The sequence below is a fragment of the Sphingopyxis sp. GW821-FHT12F08 genome, assembly GCF_058806755.1.
In genome coordinates this window covers 343,801-361,356 of the sequence record NZ_JBXAQA010000004.1, presented here as the reverse complement: position 1 = coordinate 361,356, position 17,556 = coordinate 343,801, and the positions used below count along the sequence as shown (strand labels likewise).

Sequence of the window (17,556 nt, the reverse complement as noted above, 5' to 3'; positions counted from 1 at the left end):
GAGCGAAGATGGCGGAGAGTTTCTGTCTGGATTAGTCGGTAATGATTTGCTATTTTTTCAACTGTTGATTGAAAATGGAAACGCTCGCCAATCTCTTGTCCTTTGCGCGCAGCGCCGACCTGGGCAGCTTTTCCGAAGCCGCGCGGCGGTTGACGCTCACGCCGGCGGCGGTCAGCCGCAATGTGGCGATGCTCGAGCGCAATCTGGGTGTCCGGCTCTTCCATCGCTCGACGCGCAAGCTGACCCTGACCGAAGCGGGCGAGGCGTTTCGCCTCGCGATCGCGGGGAGTCTCGACGATATCCAGGCGGCCATCGCCGGAATGGCATCGGACGGCGGCGAGCCGGCGGGGGTGCTGAAGGTCAGCATGGCGCCCACCTTTGGCGTGATGCACCTGCTCCCGATGCTGCCGGGCTTCCTCGCGCGCTACCCGCGCATCCGGCCCGAATGGCATTTCGAGAACCGGCATGTCGATATCGTCGCCGAAGGCTATGATGCCGCGATCGGCGGCGGCTTCGACCTCTCGCCCGGCATCGTCGCGCGCACCTTGGCGCCGGCGCATATCGTCGCGGTGACATCGCCCGCCTATATGGCGGGCCGCGACGCACCGACGGACCCCGCGGGGCTGGCGGCTTTCGACGGCATCGCCATGCGATCGCTGCAATCGGGCCGGATACGGCATTGGGCGATGCGCGACGTGGCCGGCAACGAAGTCGAGGCGACCTTGCAGGCGACAGTCGTCGTCAACGATCCTGCGGCGGTGCGCGAAGCAGCTTTACTAGGCCTTGGCGTTGCGCTGCTCGCCATGCCCGACGTGCTGCCCGAACTGGAAAACGGCACGCTGACGAGGCTGGTTCCCGGCTGGTACGCCGATGCGGGCGCCATCTCTGTCTATTATGCTTCGCGCACCCTGCTGCCCGGCAAGACGCGGGCCTTTGTCGACTGGGTCGCCGATATGTTCAGGCGCGAACGGCTGGCCGAACGCTTTGCCGGAAGCCTTGGCTGACGTCAGGCGCCGTTCGCCGCACTCAAGATCGCCCGAACGCTCGCCGTCGCGACGTCGGTGTCCAGCCCGCAGCCGAACAGGCTCTTCCCGTCGGCGGTGCGGCATTCGACATAGGCCGCGGCCTGCACGTTGCTGCCCTGGCCGATCGCGTGTTCGCTATAGTCGACGATGTCCATGATCGGGCCTCCTGACTCCGCGAGCGCCGCGATGACGCTCGACATCAGGCCGTTGCCGCGGCCGCTGACGGTGCGGGGGGTGCCTTCGATCATCAGCTTGCCGGCGAAGATGCGGTCGCTGCCGGCATGGCTTTCGGACCAGTCGACGAGCTGGAAGCGCTTGTTCTGAGTGGTGAGGTACGCGGTTTCGAAGGCGCCCCAGATGTCCTCGGCGCCGAGTTCGCGGCTCGTCTCGTCGGCGAGCGCCTGGACGATATGGCTGAAGCTCGCCTGCATCTTCTTGGGGAGTTTCAGGCCCTTGTCCTGTTCGAGCACCCAGGCGACGCCGCCCTTGCCCGACTGGCTGTTGACGCGGATCACCGCTTCATAGCTGCGGCCGAGGTCGGCGGGGTCGATGGGCAGATAAGGGACTTCCCACGCCAGGTCATTCTGGCGTTCGCGCGCGGCGAAGCCCTTCTTGATCGCATCCTGATGGCTGCCCGAAAAGGCGGTGTAGACGAGCTCGCCGCCATAGGGGTGGCGCGGGTGAACCGGGAGCCGGTTGCAATATTCGACCGTCTGGATGACCTCGTCGATGTTCGAGAAGTCGAGCTCGGGGTCGACGCCCTGCGTGTACATGTTGAGCGCGATGGTGACGAGGCAGGTGTTGCCGGTGCGCTCGCCATTGCCGAACAGGCAACCCTCGACGCGGTCGGCGCCCGCGAGCAGGCCCAATTCGGCCGCCGCGACGCCGGTGCCGCGGTCGTTGTGGGTGTGCAGGCTCAGGATCGCGGCGTCGCGGTTCGGCAGGTTCTTGCCGAAATATTCGATCTGGTCGGCGTAGATGTTCGGCGTCGCCGCCTCGACCGTCGCGGGCAGGTTGAGGATGATCGGGTTGTCGGTGGTGGGGGCCAGCACCTGCATCACCGCCTCGCACACCTCGATGCTGAAATCGATCTCGGTCGTCGAGAAGCATTCGGGGCTGTACTGGAAGCGCCAGTTGGTCTGCGGCAGGCGCGCGGCATTGTCGCGGAGCTGCTTCGCGCCGTCGATCGCGATCTTTTTGATGTCGGCCTTGTCCATACCGAAGACGATCTTGCGCCAGGCCGGAGCCACCGCGTTATAGACGTGGACGATCGCGGTCTTTGCGCCCGCGAGGCTGTCGAAGCTGGTGCGGATGAGGTCGGCGCGGCTTTGCGTCAGCACCTGCGGGGTGACGTCGTCGGGGATGCGGCCCGATTTGACGAGGCCCGAGATGAAGTCGAACTCGGTCGCGCCGGCGCTGGGGAAGCCGACTTCGATTTCTTTGAGGCCGATGCGGACGAGCAGGTCGAAGAAGCGCGCCTTTTTCTCGGCATCCATCGGGTCGATCAGCGCCTGATTGCCGTCGCGCATGTCGGTGGAGAGCCAGATCGGCGCGTGCGTGATGACGCGGCCGGGCCATTCGCGATTCGCCAAGGGAATCTGCGGAAAGGCGCTATATTTGACCGAGGGGTCGCGGAGCATGGTCATGGTCTGAAAACTTCTTCTGCGGGGTTGCGTTCTGTGTCGATCGGACCCTTGAGCGGGTGGCCGCGACTAGCGCGCAGCCAGTGTCACGCCCAAGGGCGTGTAAGTCGCAGAAGAAGAAGGGCGTTGCCGCGCATGGCCGCCCCAATGATGCAAAATGTCGCGGCGTGCAAGGGGTGTGTGCGAAAATTTCGCGGATGAGCCATCCCGTCATCCCGGCGAAGGCCGGGATCTCGCCCTTTCGTGATGACGCAACGGAGAGATCCCGGCCTTCGCCGGGATGACGGGGTGAGGGGCGGGCTTATCCCTTCACCCACCCCACCTTGGGATCGTCGAAATCGACGACGTCGGCGAGTTCGTGGACATTGGCATAGCCATAGCCGACGAGGTTGATGAAGGTCTGGATATTGAGCGCGAGCGGCGCCGATTTGAGCGGCACGGGGCTGCGATGGTTCGAGAAATTATTGTTGCAATAGATGAGGATCGGGCGGTCGGGATTATCGCCGATCACCGCGGCGAGGCTTGTCGCGGTGAAGTCGGTGAGCGGCAGGTTGACCGCGCCCGCGATATGGCCGCGCGCGAAGGCGTCCTTCGACCGTGCGTCGAGGAGCAGCGTGCCGGGCTTGGCGGCCTGGGCCTTGAAGGCGTCGAACGACATCAGCCGCACCGCGCGCTGCGGCGCGACGGATGCGGTGAGCGCCTGAAAGCCCGGGTAGTCGATCTGGGGATTGGCGGGCGCATTTTGCGCGCCGGCGGGGGCGATGGCGGTGGCGGCGAGCACCAGTGCGGCCAGGATGGCGTGCTTCATGGACGATCCTCCTCTTCCCGATGGCGCAGGGTCTAACCGCTCCTATATGGCTGGGCGATGAACCCGCGGGCGCATCGGCGCCGGTTTTCCGCGGCCTTGCCGATTGCCGCCAACGTCCTCAGGCCGCCTCGTCCTCCTCGCCTTCCTCATCCTCATATTCGAACAGATCCTCCTCGATCATATTGTCGATGGCATGGACGCGGACGCCGAGGACCCAGTCTTCGAGTTCGCCTTCCCACGCGGCCTCGACCGGGGTGAGGACGTCGGCCGACGCTTCCGACGGGCGGTCGCCGACGAGGTCGAAGTCCTGATAGCCGTCCTCGGGCGCATCGATGTAAATATGCGCCTCGAGCCGGACATTGGTCCAGCCGGCGGTGGGGGCGAGGCCCTCGGCCTCGACGGTCAGCTGCGGATGCTCCTCGTCGCCGGTGACAAAGGCGGTGATCTCGATGATTTCGCGTACCAGTTCGCTCATCTCGCGGGCTCCTGCGGTCAAAGAAAAGGGGCGGGGGCCTGGCCGGCCCGCGCCCCGATTCTTAACCGCAGCGTGTGACAGATTGGCGCGCGCTTACTGCTTTTCGAACGCGGCGTGGATCTCGAGCTCGACCGCGTCGCTGACCGCGGGGATGCCATAGGCGATGCCGAAGTCGCTGCGCTTGATGGTCGCCTCGGCGTTGAAGCCGACGGTCGCCTTCTTGTTATAGGGGTTGGTCCCCGCGCCGTGGAAATCGACGTCGAGCGTGACCGGCCTGGTGACGCCGTTCAGCGTGAGGTTGCCGGTGACCTTCGCCGCGTCGCCGTCCTCGTCCACGACGACGCTGGTCGAGACGAATTTGGCGTCGGCGGGCGCCGCGCCGAAGAAGTCGGGCTTGCCGCCGTCCTTGCCCGCGCGCAGCAGATGGCCGGTGAGCCCCGCGCTGGCGGTTGTGACCTTGGCGACGGGGATCGTCACCTCGACCTTCGACGCGGCGGGGTTGGCGGGATCGAGGACGAGCGTACCGGCGACGTCGCCGAAGAGGCCCGAATATTTGCTGAAGCCGAAATGGTCGACCTCCCACACGACGAGCGTGTGGCCGGGGTCGGCGACATAGCTGCCCGCGGTGACGCGGCTCTTGTCGGGCGCGCCGGGAGGGCCGCTGTTCTGCGCGATCACGGGGACGGCGATAATGGCGGCGATCGCGGCGAGCGGAAGGGCGGTGCGGGTGAAATATTTCATGACGGGGGGAACTCCATGAAGACGGGAAGCGACAGGCTAGGGCGGGGCCGGGCTCCGCGTCAATGGCAAGAACCGGGCGAGGTGGAAACGCTGGGTTTCGGTTACTGTGATCGCGGCGGGCTTTGCCCAATGGATCGGCGACGGCGCGGGCGAGCAGGTCGCGGCGCTGCCCCCCGCGCCCGCGCCGCCGTACGATCCCTATGCCGGGAATTCGCTGATCCGATAGGACGGGATGACGCGGCTCAGCGCGTCGAGCGGCGCTCGGCGAACCATTGGCGCAGCATCGCGCTGGTGCAGCCGGTGAAGCCGTAACTGCCCACCGCCGAGCAGCTGTTCGGGCGGTTCAGGCGGGCGATGTCGTCGTGCGCCTCGACCGTGGCGGCCCAGCTGCCGCCGCCGCCGACATCCTCTTCGCGCAGTTCCTCGCGCAGCTCCTTTGGCACGCGGTAGCGCTCGGCCTCGGGCTCCTGCGCACAGACGACGATCTCGTCGCCCTCGGCCTCGGGGCATTCGTCATTGCCATAGGCGATGAGGAAGGAGAATTTCTCGGGCGGCTGCGACGATTGCGCGAGATCCTCGACCTGCGCCGCGGCGGGCGCGGTATGGGCCAGCGACAAGGGCGCCAGCGCGGCGAGCAGCGGGAGCAGGAAGCGGGCAGGCTTGGTCATCGCGGCGTCATTCCCTCAAAAACCCCGTCCCCTTGTCCACGCTTAGGCGGCGAAGATGAACCCAGCCCGAACTGATCCGCTGGCCGCGTAACTTTCGCCGTCCGGGGCCCGAACCCATGGCGACGCGCGCTGCGGCATCGGGCCGGTGGTGCCGAGATGGAGATGTTTCGTGAAAAACCAAGCCCTGTTCGCGCTGCTTGCGGCGCTGCTCGCCCCGCTGTCGCTCGCGGTGTTCACCCCGCATGCCTATGCCAAGCCCGTCTATGTCGGGGTCGAGGGCGCAAATGTCGCGGTCAGCGGCTATGACACGGTCAGCTATTTCGACGGCGACGGCGTGCCGGCGAAGGGCGATGCCGCGTTCGCCGTCGAGCATGACGGTGCCGTCTATCATTTCGCCAATGCCGTGAATGCCGCGCGCTTCGCCGCCAATCCCGAGGCGTTCGCACCGCAATATGGCGGGCACTGCGCCTGGGCGATGTCGCGCGGCTATCTCGCGCCGGGCGATCCGCTGGCCTATGCGGTTGTCGACGGCAAGCTGTACCTGAACTTCAACCAGGAGGTGAAGGCGAAGTGGGACGCCGACCGCGCGAGGTTCATCGCCGCGGCGGAGAAGAATTGGGCGGTGATCCCGGATGATGCCAAGTTTGGAGGGTGAAGGCTGGTTTGGGGTGGAGAGCGGACGTAGCCGATCCTCCCCGGAACGGGGAGGGGGACCAGCGAAGCTGGTGGAGGGGCACAGGCGGGTTGTCTTGACGTAGAGGCAACGCGTCACAGATTCGCGGCTGGAAATGAGCGGCTTATCGGTCCAGCGTCACGCAAACCTCACGTGCCCCTCCACCACCCTTCGGGTGGTCCCCCTCCCCCGTTGGGGGAGGATCGCTCTTGTCCCCTACCGCCCGTAACCGGCCTCGCCCTAAATCGCTTCCAGCGAGGCCCCGATCGCGTCCCACACCTGCGCCAGATCCTCCGCCGCGATGCAATAGGGCGGCATGACGTAAACCGTGTTGCCAAGCGGGCGGAGGAGGACGCCTTTGTCGCGGTAGAAGGCGATCAGGCGCGGGGCGAGGGTCGAGAGATAGCCCGAGTCCGGCACGACGATGTCGAGTGCGGCGATGGTGCCGAGGCCGCGGGGGTTGGCGACGCGACCGTCGTGGCTGAGGAGCGAGAGGTGCGCGGCCTGTGCGTCCGACAGAGCGTCGATGCGTTGCTGCACCGGCTCGTCGCGCCAGATTTCGAGGTTGGCGTTCGCGGCGGCGCAGGCGATCGGGTTCGCGGTGTAGCTGCTTGAATGATAGAAGGTTTTCGCGCGGTCGGTCGAATAATGCGCTTCGAAGATCGGCTCGATGCAGAGCGTCACCGCGAGCGGCAGGCTCCCGCCGGTGAGACCCTTCGAAAGGCAGACGATGTCGGGGATCACGCCCGCCTGGTCGCAGGCGAAGCGCGTGCCGGTGCGGCCCCAGCCGGTCATCACCTCGTCGGCGATGAAGAGCACGCCGTGGCGCGCGCAGATCGCGCGCATCTCGGCGAGCACCCACGCGGGGTAGATGAGCATGCCGCCCGCGCCGAGGATCAGCGGTTCGACGATGAAGGCGGCGGGTTTGGCTGCGCAGGCGGCTTCGAGCGCGTCGAGTGTCGCCTGTTCCAGTCCCTCGTGCGGGAAGGGGATGGTGTCGACGTCGAACAGGAGCGGCTGCCAGGCGCGGTTGTAGACGCCGCGTTCGCCGACCGACATCGTGCCGATCGTATCGCCATGATAGCTGTGCTCGAGGACGAGGATGCGGTGGCGCGGCTCGCCGATGTTGAACCAATAGCCGAGCGCCATCTTGAGCGCGACTTCGACGCTGGTCGAGCCCGAATCCGAGAAGAAGACGCGGGTGAGTGGGGCGGGGGTGATGCGGATCAGCTCGGCGGCGAGCGTCTCGGCGGGTTCGTGGGTCCAGCCAGCGAAGATGAGCTGGTCGAGCTTTTCCGACTGTTCGCGGATCGCGGCCATGATGCGCGGGTGCGCATGGCCGTGGGTGGTGACCCACCAGCTCGAGATCGCGTCGATCCAGCTGTTGCCCTTGGCATCGTAGAGGCGCGCGCCTTTGCCGCGCGCGATGCGCGGGATGGCGTCGCCGAGGCCGTGCTGGGTGAAGGGGTGCCAGATGGGGGAAAGGGGTGTGGTCATTGGCGCGCCTTATACTAGTCGGTCATCCCGGCGAAGGCCGGGATCTCGTCGGTGCGTAGGAATTCAAGGTTGAGGTCCCGGCCTTCGCCGGGATGACGAATATCTATTGAAAGTCCGCGAGATCGAAATTCGCGCTGAAAGCCGCCGCCAGCTTTTCCGGCGTCAGCGGGTCGACGATCGGCAGGCGGCCTAATCGGCGAACGCTGGCGATCTCTGCGATGGTCGCTTCGCTATCCTCCACCCCATCGCCGAGGAAGGCGAGGCCGTGGATGGGGACGCCGCGGCTCCTGAGCGCTTCGATCGTCAGCAGGCTGTGGTTGATCGTGCCGAGGCTGGTGCGGGCGCAGACGATCGCGGGGATCTGCCAGCGCGCAAAGAGGTCTGCGTAGAGCAGGCTGCGCGTGACGGGGACAAGCGCGCCGCCCGCGCCTTCGACGATGAGGTCGCCCGGAGGCGGTGCGAGCTGGTCGGGGTCGATCGCTACGCCGTCGATCTCGGCGGCGCGGTGGGGCGAGGCGGGGGTAACGAGGCGATAGGCTTCGGGCTGTACGGCGACGCCTGCGAGGCGTGCCACCACTTCGCTGTCGGTTTCCTCTTCGAGGCCCGACTGGATCGGTTTCCAATAAGGCGCGCCCGTCGCGCGCGCGAGCGCGGCGGAAAAAACGGTCTTGCCGATGCCGGTGTCGGTGCCGGTGACGACGAAGCGCGTCATGCCGCGGCCATGGCGCCGGCGAGCGTGTCGGCCATGCGGTCGATGTCGCCCTCGGTCACATTGAGGGTGATCGCGATGCGCAGGCGCGCGGTGCCGTGCGGGACGGTCGGCGGACGGATGCCGCGGATGTCGAAGCCCGCCTCCTGCAATGCGCCGGCTATGCGCATCGTGCGGCCGTTGTCGCCGATGACGACGGGGAGGATCTGGCTGCCGCTGGCGGGCAGGCCGAGTTCGGCGAGGCGCGCCTCGGCGTGCGCGACGAGGCTGTGGAGGTGCGCGGCGCGCTCGGGCTCGTTGGCGACGATTTCGAGTGCCTGGCGGACGAGCCACGCCATCAGCGGTGAGGGCGCGGTCGAGAAGATGAACGGGCGGCCGCGGTTGATCAGGAAGTCGCGGACGATCTGCGGGCCGCAGAGCAGCGCGCCCTCGCAGCCGAGCGCCTTGCCACAGGTGTGGAGGGTGATGAGGTTGGCGCGGCCCGCCAGCCGGTGCGCGAGCCCTTGGCCGGCGGGGCCGTAGACGCCGGTCGCATGCGCCTCGTCGACGACGAGAACGGCGTCGTGGCGGCCGGCGACCGCGGCGAGTTCGGCGAGCGGGGCCTTGTCACCGTCCATGCTGTAGAGGCTTTCGACCGCGATCCACGGCGTGCCGGTGCCGCCCTTCGTGCGCCAGACGGCGATAGCGTCGGCGAAAGCCTGCGGGTCGTTGTGCGCGGCGGCGGCGCGGTCTGCGCGGCCGAGCTTCATGCCGTCGTGCGCGCTCGCGTGGATCAATTCGTCGTGGACGATCAGGTCGCCGCGCTGCGGCAGCGTCGCGAAGAGCGCGGCATTGGCGGCGAAACCGGTCGGGAAGAAGAGCGCCGCTTCGCTGCCGTAATGACGCGCGGCGTGCGCTTCGAGCGCCTCATGCTCGGCATGGTTGCCGCGCAGCAGCCGCGAGCCGCCCGAACCGGCCGGAAGCCCCGCCGCGAGCCCCTTGGCCATCGCCTCGTTCAGGGCATAGGAGCCCGCGAGGGCGAGATAGTCGTTCGAGGCGAAATCGATGCCGGTGCGCGGGGCGAGCGCGCGGCGGCGGTTTTCGGCGGCAAGGCCAGCGAGGTCGGCGTGATGCGCGGCGAAGGGGGCGGTCACCATTTTCTTCCTTCTTTTGTCATTCCCGCGAAGGCGGGAACCCAGCTCCATTTTGTCTTATCTTTGTGCCTTTGCGCCTTTGCGTGGGGTTCGAAAAATCTCACGCAAAGGCGCAAAGGCACAAAGAATAAAAGCTGGGTTCCCGCCTTCGCGGGAGTGACAAAATTTCTTAGTCTGCGCGGCCTCCGCCCCGCAAGGCCTGTCGTTCTTTGGCGGTGAGGCGGTGCGGTGTGGCGATCGGCTGGAGCGTCTTGGTGTCGAACAGCGCGCAGCGGCGGCGATCGCCCGAGAAGAGGTCGCGGATCATGCGCGGGAAGAAGCGGCGCATCAGCCGGCCCATGCTCATCTTCGGCAGCGCGCTCGTGTCGCCGATGCCGTCCTGCGTGAAGAGGTGGCCGAGCGGCGGGCCGACCAGCGCGTCGCGCTCCGCCGGGTCGCAGGCGGCGAGCTGGGTCGTGATATAGGGAAGCTTGCCGTTCGCATAAGTGTTGAACAGCGGCATGCCGCAGCAAGAGGCGTACCAGCGCAAGGTCGGCTTGTCGGTGAGGTGGATGCAGGCGAGATGCTCGCGGCCGGTGTCGATGCGCAGGCGTGCGCAGCGCGACTGGTAGAGCGCGCTGCCGCCATGCGCGTCGAGCACGCGTGCGGAATGACCCAGATGGTGCGTCAGATCCTGGCAGTCGGTGCAATGGCATATGACATGGTCGCCCTGGCCGGGGCCGACGTCGAGCAGGGCTCCGGAAACGGCGCCGCATTGGCAGGCGAAGGCGAGGTCGGAGGACATGCTCCGTCCCTAGCGCTTCGCCCGCGAATGCGGAAGCCGGGATCCCGCCTTTCGCCGGGATGACGGCCTGCTGGGGCCGTCAGTTCTTCGACTTGTCGACGAGCTGGTTCTTGGCGATCCACGGCATCATCGCGCGCAGTTCGCCGCCGACCTGTTCGATCGGATGCGCCGCGGCCGCCTTGCGGCTCGCCTTGAGCTCGGGCTGGCCGGCCTGGTTGTCGAGCACGAAATCCTTGACGAAGCGGCCCGACTGGATGTCCTGAAGCACGCGCTTCATTTCCTTCTTGGTCTCTTCGGTGATGATGCGCGGGCCGGTCTTGATGTCGCCATATTCGGCGGTGTTCGAGATCGAATAGCGCATGTTCGCGATGCCGCCCTCATAGAGGAGGTCGACGATCAGCTTGGTTTCGTGGAGGCATTCGAAATAGGCCATTTCGGGGGCATAGCCCGCCTCGACCAGCGTTTCGAAACCCGCCTGGATCAGGTGGGTGATGCCGCCGCAGAGCACCGCCTGTTCGCCGAAGAGGTCGGTTTCGCACTCTTCCTTGAAGGTCGTCTCGATGATGCCGCTGCGGCCGCCGCCGACCGCCGAGGCGTAGGAGAGGGCGAGCGCCTTGGCGAAGCCGTTGCCGCTGTTACCCGCGGCCTCCTGTGCGACCGCGATCAGGCAGGGGACGCCGCCGCCCTTCTGATATTCGCTGCGCACGGTGTGGCCGGGGCCCTTGGGGGCGACCATGAACACGTCGATGTCGGGGCGCGCCTCGATCAGGCCGAAGTGGATGTTGAGGCCGTGCGCGAAGGCGAGCGCGGCGCCGGGCTTCATGTTCGGGCCGATGTCGTCGGCGTAGATCTTCGCCTGATGCTCGTCGGGGGCGGCGATCATGATCACGTCGGCCCATTCGGCGGCTTCCTTGTTCGACAGCACCTTGAAGCCCGCGGCTTCGGCCTTCTTCGCCGTCGCCGAACCGGGACGGAGCGCGATCGCGACGTCCTTGACGCCGCTGTCGCGCATGTTCTGCGCGTGGGCGTGGCCCTGGCTGCCGTAGCCGACCACGGCGACCTTCTTGCCCTTGATCAGATCCTGGTCGGCGTCGCGATCGTAATAAACCTGCATTGGATGTAACCCCTTCGTGTATTGCTTGATCGTCATCCCGGCGGAGGCCGGGATCCCGCCCTCGCGTTCTTCTGCAACGGTGAGATCCCGGCCTTCGCCGGGATGACGAAGTTAGTGATAAACCCTAGAGCGCCTCCGACCCGCGGCCGATGGCGACGACGCCGGTGCGGCCGACCTCGACCAGCCCGCATTCGCGCATCAGCGCGATGAAGCGGTCGACCTTGTCGCTGTTCCCGGTGATTTCGAAGATGAAGCTGGTGAGCGTCGTGTCGACGACCTTCGCGCGGAAGACGTCGGCCATGCGCAGCGCCTCGATGCGCTTGTCGCCGGTGCCCGCGACCTTGACGAGCGCAATCTCGCGCTCGACATGCGCGCCCTGGTCGGTGAGGTCGGTGACCTTGTGCACGGGGACGAGCCGGTCGAGCTGCGCGATGATCTGGTCGATCACCGCGGGCGGCCCCGACGTGACGATGGTGATCCGCGACAGCGCGTGGTCGGCGCTGATGTCGGCGACGGTCAGGCTCTCGATATTATAGCCGCGCGCCGAGAACAGCCCGGTAATCTTGGCGAGGATGCCCGCCTCGTTGTCGACGGTGACGGCGAGCACATGGCGCTCGCCCGCTTCGGTTTTGATTTTCATGGGCTTAGACCAGCGCTTTCGCTTCGTCGTCCATCGTGCCGACGATGTCGTTCGGCTGGAGGATCATGTCGGTGTGTGCGGCTCCGCTCGGAATCATCGGGAAGCAGTTGGCGAGCTTGGCGACGCGGCAGTCGACGATCACCGGGCCGGGCGTCTCGATCATCGTCTGGATGCCCGCCTCGAGCTCGCCGAGCGTGTCGATGCGCAGGCCCGTCCAGCCGTAGGCCGCCGCGAGCTTCACGAAATCGGGCAGGCTGTCCGAATAGCTGTTCGAATAGCGGCTCTCATAGGTCAGTTCCTGCCACTGGCGGACCATCCCCATCCACTCGTTGTTGAGAATGAAGATCTTCACCGGCAGGCGGTACTGGCTGACCGTCCCCATTTCCTGGATGTTCATCTGGAGCGAGGCTTCGCCCGCGATGCAGACGACGAGGCGGCCGGGGTGCGCGATCTGCGCGCCGACCGCGGCAGGAAAGCCGTAGCCCATCGTGCCGAGCCCGCCGCTGGTGAGCCAGCGGTTCGGCGCCGAAAAGCCGAAATGCTGCGCCGCCCACATCTGGTGCTGGCCGACTTCGGTGGTGATGATCGGGTCGCGGCCGCGCGTCGCGTCGAACAAGGCTTTCACCGCGCGCTGCGGCATGATGTCGGCCGAGGCTTCCTTCTTTTCGGGGAAGTCGAGGCAGCGCGTCGCGCGCCAGCCGTCGACGCGGCGCCACCATTCGCCGAGGTCGCGCGGTTTGTGGCCCTTGTCCTGCCACGCCGCGATCAGCGCGTCGAGCGCGCGGCCGGCGTCGCCGACCACCGCGAGGTCGACGGGGACGATCTTGTTGATCGACGAGCGGTCGATATCGATGTGGATCTTCTTTGCCTCGGGCGCGAAGGCGTCGAGGCGGCCGGTGACGCGGTCATCGAAGCGCGCGCCGACCGCGATGATCAGGTCGGCGCGGTTCATCGCCATGTTCGACTCATATGTGCCGTGCATGCCGAGCATGCCGAGCCATTTGGGGTCGTCCGACGGGAAGGCGCCGAGGCCCATCAGCGTCGAGGTGACCGGCGCGCCGGTGAGCGACACCAGCTGGCGCAGCGCGGCGCTGGCATCGGGGCCGGCGTTGATCACGCCGCCGCCGGTGTAGAAGATCGGTCGCTCGGCGGCGGCGATCATGTCGATGGCTTGGCTGATCGCGTCGGCGTCGGGCTCGACCTGCGGGCGGTAGCTTTGATGCTCGATCTTTTCGGGCAGGCGGTATTTCCCCGTCGCGACCTGCACATTCTTCGGAATGTCGATCACCACCGGGCCGGGGCGGCCGTGCGTCGCGATATAGAAGGCCTCGTGCATGATCGCGCCGAGCCGGTCGGGGTCCATGACGAGATAATTATGCTTGGTGCAGTGGCGCGTAATGCCGACGGTGTCGCATTCCTGGAAGGCGTCGGTGCCGATCAGGTTGGTCGGAACCTGGCCCGTCAGCACCACCATCGGGATCGAGTCGAGCAAGGCGTCGGTGATGCCGGTGACCGCGTTGGTCGCGCCGGGGCCCGAGGTGACGAGCACGACGCCGGGTTTGCCGGTCGAGCGGGCATAGCCCTCGGCCGCGTGGGTCGCCGCCTGCTCGTGGCGGACGAGGACGTGCTTGATCGTCGGATGCTTGTAGAGCGCGTCATAGATGGGAAGCACCGCGCCGCCCGGATAGCCGAACACCGTGTCGACCCCGAGGTCGACCAGCGCCTGAACCACCATGTCGGCACCGCTCATTTCCGTCACGACGAAACTCCTTTCCTCATTCTGCCACGCCTTTGGGCGCGCGCCTTGTGCGCTGCAGCGGGTCGGCGGGCAATAGGTGCATGATTCTATCCTGTCAACAGCCTATCGCGTAATAATATTGCTAATTTGTTGATAGAATCGATTTTTAATGATTCTTCGTGGCGCGGCCAGTCGGCGGGTGGCTGGTGGCGGAACCACGTGAACTGGCGCTTCGCATATTGGCGGGTGGCCGCCTGCGCCTGGTCGAGCGCCTCGGTGCGGGGGATTCCGCCGCGGAGATGGGCGGCGATCTGCGGCACGCCGATCGCGCGCATCGCGGGGAGATCGGGGTCGAGATCGCGCGCGAGCAGCGCTTCGACCTCGTCGATCGCGCCGCCGTCGAACATCTGGACGAGCCGCGCGTCGCACCGTTCGCGGAGCCAGTCACGCGGGGGCAGGAGGATCAGCGGCGTCAGCGCGACGCCGTCGGCGATGCCGCCCTCGCGCGCCCGCTGCCAGTCGGCGAGGGTGCGGCCGGTCGCGCGGACGACCTCGAGTGCGCGCGCGACGCGGGTGGTGTCGGCGGGATTGAGGCGCGCGGCGGCGGCGGGATCGGCTTTGGCCAGCGCGGCATGGGCCTCGGCGACGGGGAGCGCGCGGACCGAATCGCGCACTTGCGCGTCGATCTCGGGCACCGGCGCGATGCCATAGAGGAGCGTGCGCAGGTACAGGCCGGTGCCGCCGACGAGGATCGGAACGTTGCCCGCGGCATACGCCTCGGCGACCGCGGCGCGCGCGTCGTCGGCCCAGCGCGCGGCGTTATACGCTTCGGCGGCGCCCACATGGCCGAACAGGCGGTGCGGCACGCCGTGCATCTCTTCCTCCGTCGGGCGCGCCGAGAGGATGGCGAGGTCGGCATAGACCTGGCTGGCGTCGGCGTTGATCACGACGGCCCTTTCGAGCGCGCATGCGAGCGCGACCGCCAATGCGCTCTTGCCGCTGGCGGTGGGTCCGGCGATAAGCGCGAGAGGTGGCCGCGTGGGGCCCGGGGAAGAAGGAGCAGCCATGTTCGTAGCGACGTTGATAGCAGCCGGGAAGCTGACCGACGAGGTGGTTCGCGAAGCGATCGACCGGCTCGATGCGACGGGGCACGACGTCGGCGCGCCGCATTGGCTCGACGAGCATGACGCCGCCGACATCATGTTTCAGGGCAGCCTGGTCAGCGCGCGCGCCGAACTGGCGAAGATGGACCATGGCGCGCTTGACGTCGTGGTGCAGCCGCTGGGCGATCGCACCAAGAAGCTGATCGTCGCCGACATGGATTCGACGATGATCACGGTCGAATGCATCGACGAACTCGCCGATTATGCCGGGATCAAGCCCGAGATCGCGGCGATCACCCAGCGCGCGATGCGCGGCGAACTCGATTTCCGCGCGGCGCTGATCGAACGTGTCGCCGCGCTCGGCGGCATGGCCGAGGCGACGTTGACCGAATGCCGGATCGAGCGGGTGAAGCTGACCCGCGGCGCGCGCACTTTGGTCCAGACGATGAAGGCGCATGGCGCCTGGTCGGTGCTGGTGTCGGGGGGCTTCACCGCCTTTGCCGACCCGGTGGGCGAGGCGATCGGCTTCGACAAGGTCGTCGCCAACACGCTCGAGATTTCGGGCGGCAAGCTGACCGGGCGCGTGATCGAGCCGATCGTCGACAGCCAGGGCAAGCTCGAGACGCTGAAGGCCGAGGCCGCGAAGCACGGCCTGCCGCTCGCCGAGACGCTGGCCGTGGGCGACGGCGCGAACGACATCCCGATGATCACCGCGGCGGGGCTGGGGATCGGCTTTTATCCGCATGCGTCGGCGGGCGAGGCCGCGGCGGCGGTGATCCGCCACCACGACCTGACCGCGCTCTTGTGGGCGCAGGGCTATGCGCGGCGGCAGTGGGTGATGGGGTAGCGCCGGTGTCGACCGGTTGCGGGCGAGACCCGACATTTGCGATAATCCACAACCGTCACCCCGGGCTTGACCCGGGGCCTGCCTTGTCCTGAAGAAAAAGGCGGATCCCGGATCAAGTCCGGGATGACGAAGTAAAAAGCGACGACGTCCGCTCACCACCCCAAAAGCGAGGCCCGCCAAGCAGCTCCCCACCCACCCGGCATCGACGGGATGGACTTGTCCGGATCGCCGCTCTAAGGCCCATCGCGGTTCGGGGAGTGGCGCAGCCCGGTAGCGCGCTTGCTTTGGGAGCAAGATGTCGCAGGTTCGAATCCTGTCTCCCCGACCATTTTCCTCCAGCTATCCCGCCGAGGTCGCGATCAGCCGCGCGTAGAAATTGATCATGCGCTTGAAGCTGTCGATCTTCATATGCTCGTTGGTGCCGTGGATCATCGCCGATTCCTTCAGCGAGAAATGCATCGGCATGAAGCGGTAGACGTCCTTCGACACCGGCTCCATGCTGCGGCTGTCGGTGCCCGCGACGACGAGGGTCGGGGTGAGCACCGCCTGCGGCGCGTCGGCGCGCGCGGCGGCGGCGATCCATTTCCAGCCCTGCGAACTGGTCGACGAGACGCGGCTGGGCTCGCGCGGGGTGCCGGTCCAGGCAAGATCGACCGGCAGGTCGCCGACCGCCGCCTTGGCGCGCGCCATGACGTCGGCCGACCGGTTCCACGGCGCGATGCGATAGTTGATCAGCGCATTGGCCGATTGCGGCAGGACATTCTCCTTGGGGCTGCCCTGCAGCATCGTCGGCGCGATGGTGGTGTGGAAGGCCGCGGCGGTGGTCGGCGCCGCGCCGAGCTGGCGCTTGAGCAGCGGGGCGAAGAGCCAGGGGTTGGCGACCGCCATCCTGGTGGTGCCGCCCTTCTTTTCCGCGAGCGCCTCGATCATCGAGGCGCCGGGGCCGCGCAGTTCGATCGGAAAGGGATTGCCGGTGATGTCGAGCACCGCCTTGGCCAGCGTCTCGACCCCGGTCTGCACGGGCGGCATCGAGCTGTGTCCGCCGGGCGCATTGGCGGTAACCTTGAGCGTCGCATAGCCCTTTTCGGCGATACCGATCATGATCGCGGGGCCGTCGATCACCGGGGTGTCGGTCAGTACGATGCTGCCCTCGTCGAGGGTGAAGATCGCCTTTACCCCCTCGGCCTTCAGCATCGCCGCCGCGGCGACCGCGCCGCTTCCGCCCGCTTCCTCGTCGTGGCCCGAGACCAGGTAAATGCCGCGCTTCGGCTTGAAGCCCGATTTCGCGAGCGCCTCGATCGCCTCGAACAGCCCGATCAGCGAGCCCTTGTCGTCGACGGTGCCGCGGCCCCACACCGCCGCTTCGGCGACCGTCCCCGCGAAGGGCGGGTATTTCCAGTCCTTCTCGGTCCCCTCGGTCACCGGCACGACGTCCTGATGCGCCATGACGATGATCGGCTCGAGCGACGCATCGCTGCCCGGCCAGTGATAGACGAGCGTCCGGTTGGGCAGGATCGTGCGCGTCGTCGCACTGTGCGTCGCGGGATAGGCGGCGGCGAGAAGGGCGTGGAGCCTGTCCCATTCGGTGACCTGGTTGTCGGCGGGGTCCTGGTGCGAGATCGTCCGGATCTGCGCCGCGGCGCTCAAATGCGCGACCGCGGCGTCGAGATCATAGGCCGGGATCGCCGCGAGGCGGACGTCGCTGCCGTCGGCGATATCGGCGGGCGCGAAGCTCGCCGTCCGCACCGCCACGGTTCCGGCGATCACGGCGAGCACCGCCAGCCCGCCCAGCAGGATCGTCCGTTTCTTGCCCATCATCGCCTCCCCCTTATCGTTTCCGATATGGAGCGGGATGGGTTTCGATATGCAAGGAAAATGGTGGGCCCGGCAGGACTCGAACCCGCAACCTAGCCGTTATGAGCGGCCAGCTCTAACCATTGAGCTACAGGCCCCCGTGG

At 67.0% G+C, this 17,556-nt stretch carries 17 protein-coding genes and 2 tRNA genes; 4 read left to right on the top strand and 15 right to left on the bottom strand.

Going from position 1 to position 17,556, the window contains the following annotated elements; genetic code table 11:
• Nucleotides 1–74 precede the first annotated feature (74 nt).
• A complete protein-coding gene (locus AC1RNQ_RS13680; protein ID WP_493171735.1) occupies nucleotides 75–1,004 on the top strand; it encodes a LysR family transcriptional regulator in 930 nt (309 codons plus the stop codon).
• 2 nt (nucleotides 1,005–1,006) lie between these two features.
• On the opposite strand, the gene leuA is transcribed toward AC1RNQ_RS13680, so the two are convergent.
• The 5 genes from leuA to AC1RNQ_RS13655 all read right to left on the bottom strand — a co-directional run bounded on the left by leuA (nucleotide 1,007) and on the right by AC1RNQ_RS13655 (nucleotide 5,360).
• A complete protein-coding gene (gene leuA / locus AC1RNQ_RS13675) occupies nucleotides 1,007–2,671 on the bottom strand; it encodes a 2-isopropylmalate synthase (RefSeq protein WP_493171733.1) in 1,665 nt (554 codons plus the stop codon).
• A 298-nt stretch (nucleotides 2,672–2,969) separates the two neighbouring features.
• Entirely contained in the window at nucleotides 2,970–3,476 is a 507-nt protein-coding gene (locus AC1RNQ_RS13670) for a rhodanese-like domain-containing protein (protein ID WP_493171731.1), read from the bottom strand.
• 118 nt (nucleotides 3,477–3,594) lie between these two features.
• A complete protein-coding gene (locus AC1RNQ_RS13665; RefSeq protein ID WP_493171730.1) occupies nucleotides 3,595–3,951 on the bottom strand; it encodes a hypothetical protein in 357 nt (118 codons plus the stop codon).
• A gap of 93 nt (nucleotides 3,952–4,044) precedes the next feature.
• Nucleotides 4,045–4,692 carry a YceI family protein gene (locus tag AC1RNQ_RS13660; RefSeq protein WP_493171728.1) on the bottom strand — a complete coding sequence of 216 codons (648 nt, stop codon included), beginning with the start codon at nucleotides 4,690–4,692 and terminating at the stop codon, nucleotides 4,045–4,047.
• A gap of 242 nt (nucleotides 4,693–4,934) precedes the next feature.
• Entirely contained in the window at nucleotides 4,935–5,360 is a 426-nt protein-coding gene (locus AC1RNQ_RS13655) for a hypothetical protein (protein WP_493171726.1), read from the bottom strand.
• A gap of 169 nt (nucleotides 5,361–5,529) precedes the next feature.
• On the opposite strand from AC1RNQ_RS13655, the gene AC1RNQ_RS13650 reads away from it, so the two are divergent.
• Entirely contained in the window at nucleotides 5,530–6,015 is a 486-nt protein-coding gene (locus AC1RNQ_RS13650) for a YHS domain-containing (seleno)protein (protein ID WP_493171724.1), read from the top strand.
• Nucleotides 6,016–6,273: 258 nt separating this feature from the next.
• On the opposite strand, the gene AC1RNQ_RS13645 is transcribed toward AC1RNQ_RS13650, so the two are convergent.
• The 8 genes from AC1RNQ_RS13645 to miaA all read right to left on the bottom strand — a co-directional run bounded on the left by AC1RNQ_RS13645 (nucleotide 6,274) and on the right by miaA (nucleotide 14,715).
• Nucleotides 6,274–7,530: an adenosylmethionine--8-amino-7-oxononanoate transaminase gene (locus AC1RNQ_RS13645; protein WP_493171722.1), complete on the bottom strand. Its 1,257-nt coding sequence runs from the start codon at nucleotides 7,528–7,530 to the stop codon at nucleotides 6,274–6,276.
• 103 nt (nucleotides 7,531–7,633) lie between these two features.
• The gene (bioD, locus tag AC1RNQ_RS13640) at nucleotides 7,634–8,242 is read right to left on the bottom strand and encodes a dethiobiotin synthase (RefSeq protein WP_493171720.1); all 609 of its coding nucleotides are present in this window, start codon (nucleotides 8,240–8,242) and stop codon (nucleotides 7,634–7,636) included.
• On the bottom strand, nucleotides 8,239–9,375 hold the full coding sequence (locus AC1RNQ_RS13635; RefSeq protein ID WP_493171718.1) for an 8-amino-7-oxononanoate synthase: 1,137 nt from the start codon (nucleotides 9,373–9,375) through the stop codon (nucleotides 8,239–8,241). Before AC1RNQ_RS13635 ends, bioD begins: the two co-directional genes overlap by 4 nt.
• A 166-nt stretch (nucleotides 9,376–9,541) precedes the next feature.
• The gene (locus tag AC1RNQ_RS13630) at nucleotides 9,542–10,156 is read right to left on the bottom strand and encodes a DUF6151 family protein (protein ID WP_493171716.1); all 615 of its coding nucleotides are present in this window, start codon (nucleotides 10,154–10,156) and stop codon (nucleotides 9,542–9,544) included.
• Between the two features lie 79 nt (nucleotides 10,157–10,235).
• Complete coding sequence (gene ilvC / locus AC1RNQ_RS13625) at nucleotides 10,236–11,270, bottom strand: ketol-acid reductoisomerase (protein WP_493171714.1); 1,035 nt, start codon at nucleotides 11,268–11,270, stop codon at nucleotides 10,236–10,238.
• A gap of 124 nt (nucleotides 11,271–11,394) precedes the next feature.
• Complete coding sequence (gene ilvN / locus AC1RNQ_RS13620; protein ID WP_077028977.1) at nucleotides 11,395–11,910, bottom strand: acetolactate synthase small subunit; 516 nt, start codon at nucleotides 11,908–11,910, stop codon at nucleotides 11,395–11,397.
• Between the two features lie 4 nt (nucleotides 11,911–11,914).
• The gene (gene ilvB, locus AC1RNQ_RS13615) at nucleotides 11,915–13,669 is read right to left on the bottom strand and encodes a biosynthetic-type acetolactate synthase large subunit (protein ID WP_493171712.1); all 1,755 of its coding nucleotides are present in this window, start codon (nucleotides 13,667–13,669) and stop codon (nucleotides 11,915–11,917) included.
• Nucleotides 13,670–13,755: 86 nt separating this feature from the next.
• The gene (miaA, locus tag AC1RNQ_RS13610; protein ID WP_493171710.1) at nucleotides 13,756–14,715 is read right to left on the bottom strand and encodes a tRNA (adenosine(37)-N6)-dimethylallyltransferase MiaA; all 960 of its coding nucleotides are present in this window, start codon (nucleotides 14,713–14,715) and stop codon (nucleotides 13,756–13,758) included.
• Between miaA and serB the strand changes: the two genes are divergently transcribed.
• On the top strand, nucleotides 14,714–15,598 hold the full coding sequence (gene serB / locus AC1RNQ_RS13605; RefSeq protein ID WP_493171709.1) for a phosphoserine phosphatase SerB: 885 nt from the start codon (nucleotides 14,714–14,716) through the stop codon (nucleotides 15,596–15,598). The genes miaA and serB overlap by 2 nt on opposite strands.
• 251 nt (nucleotides 15,599–15,849) lie before the next feature.
• Nucleotides 15,850–15,926 (top strand) — tRNA-Pro (locus tag AC1RNQ_RS13600).
• Between the two features lie 11 nt (nucleotides 15,927–15,937).
• Here AC1RNQ_RS13600 and AC1RNQ_RS13595 read toward each other — a convergent pair.
• Nucleotides 15,938–17,416 (bottom strand): M20 family peptidase, encoded by a 1,479-nt coding sequence (locus AC1RNQ_RS13595; protein ID WP_493171707.1) that lies wholly within the window; start codon nucleotides 17,414–17,416, stop codon nucleotides 15,938–15,940.
• Nucleotides 17,417–17,474: 58 nt separating this feature from the next.
• Nucleotides 17,475–17,550: transfer RNA gene (locus AC1RNQ_RS13590), tRNA-Ile, on the bottom strand.
• Nucleotides 17,551–17,556: the final 6 nt, after the last annotated feature.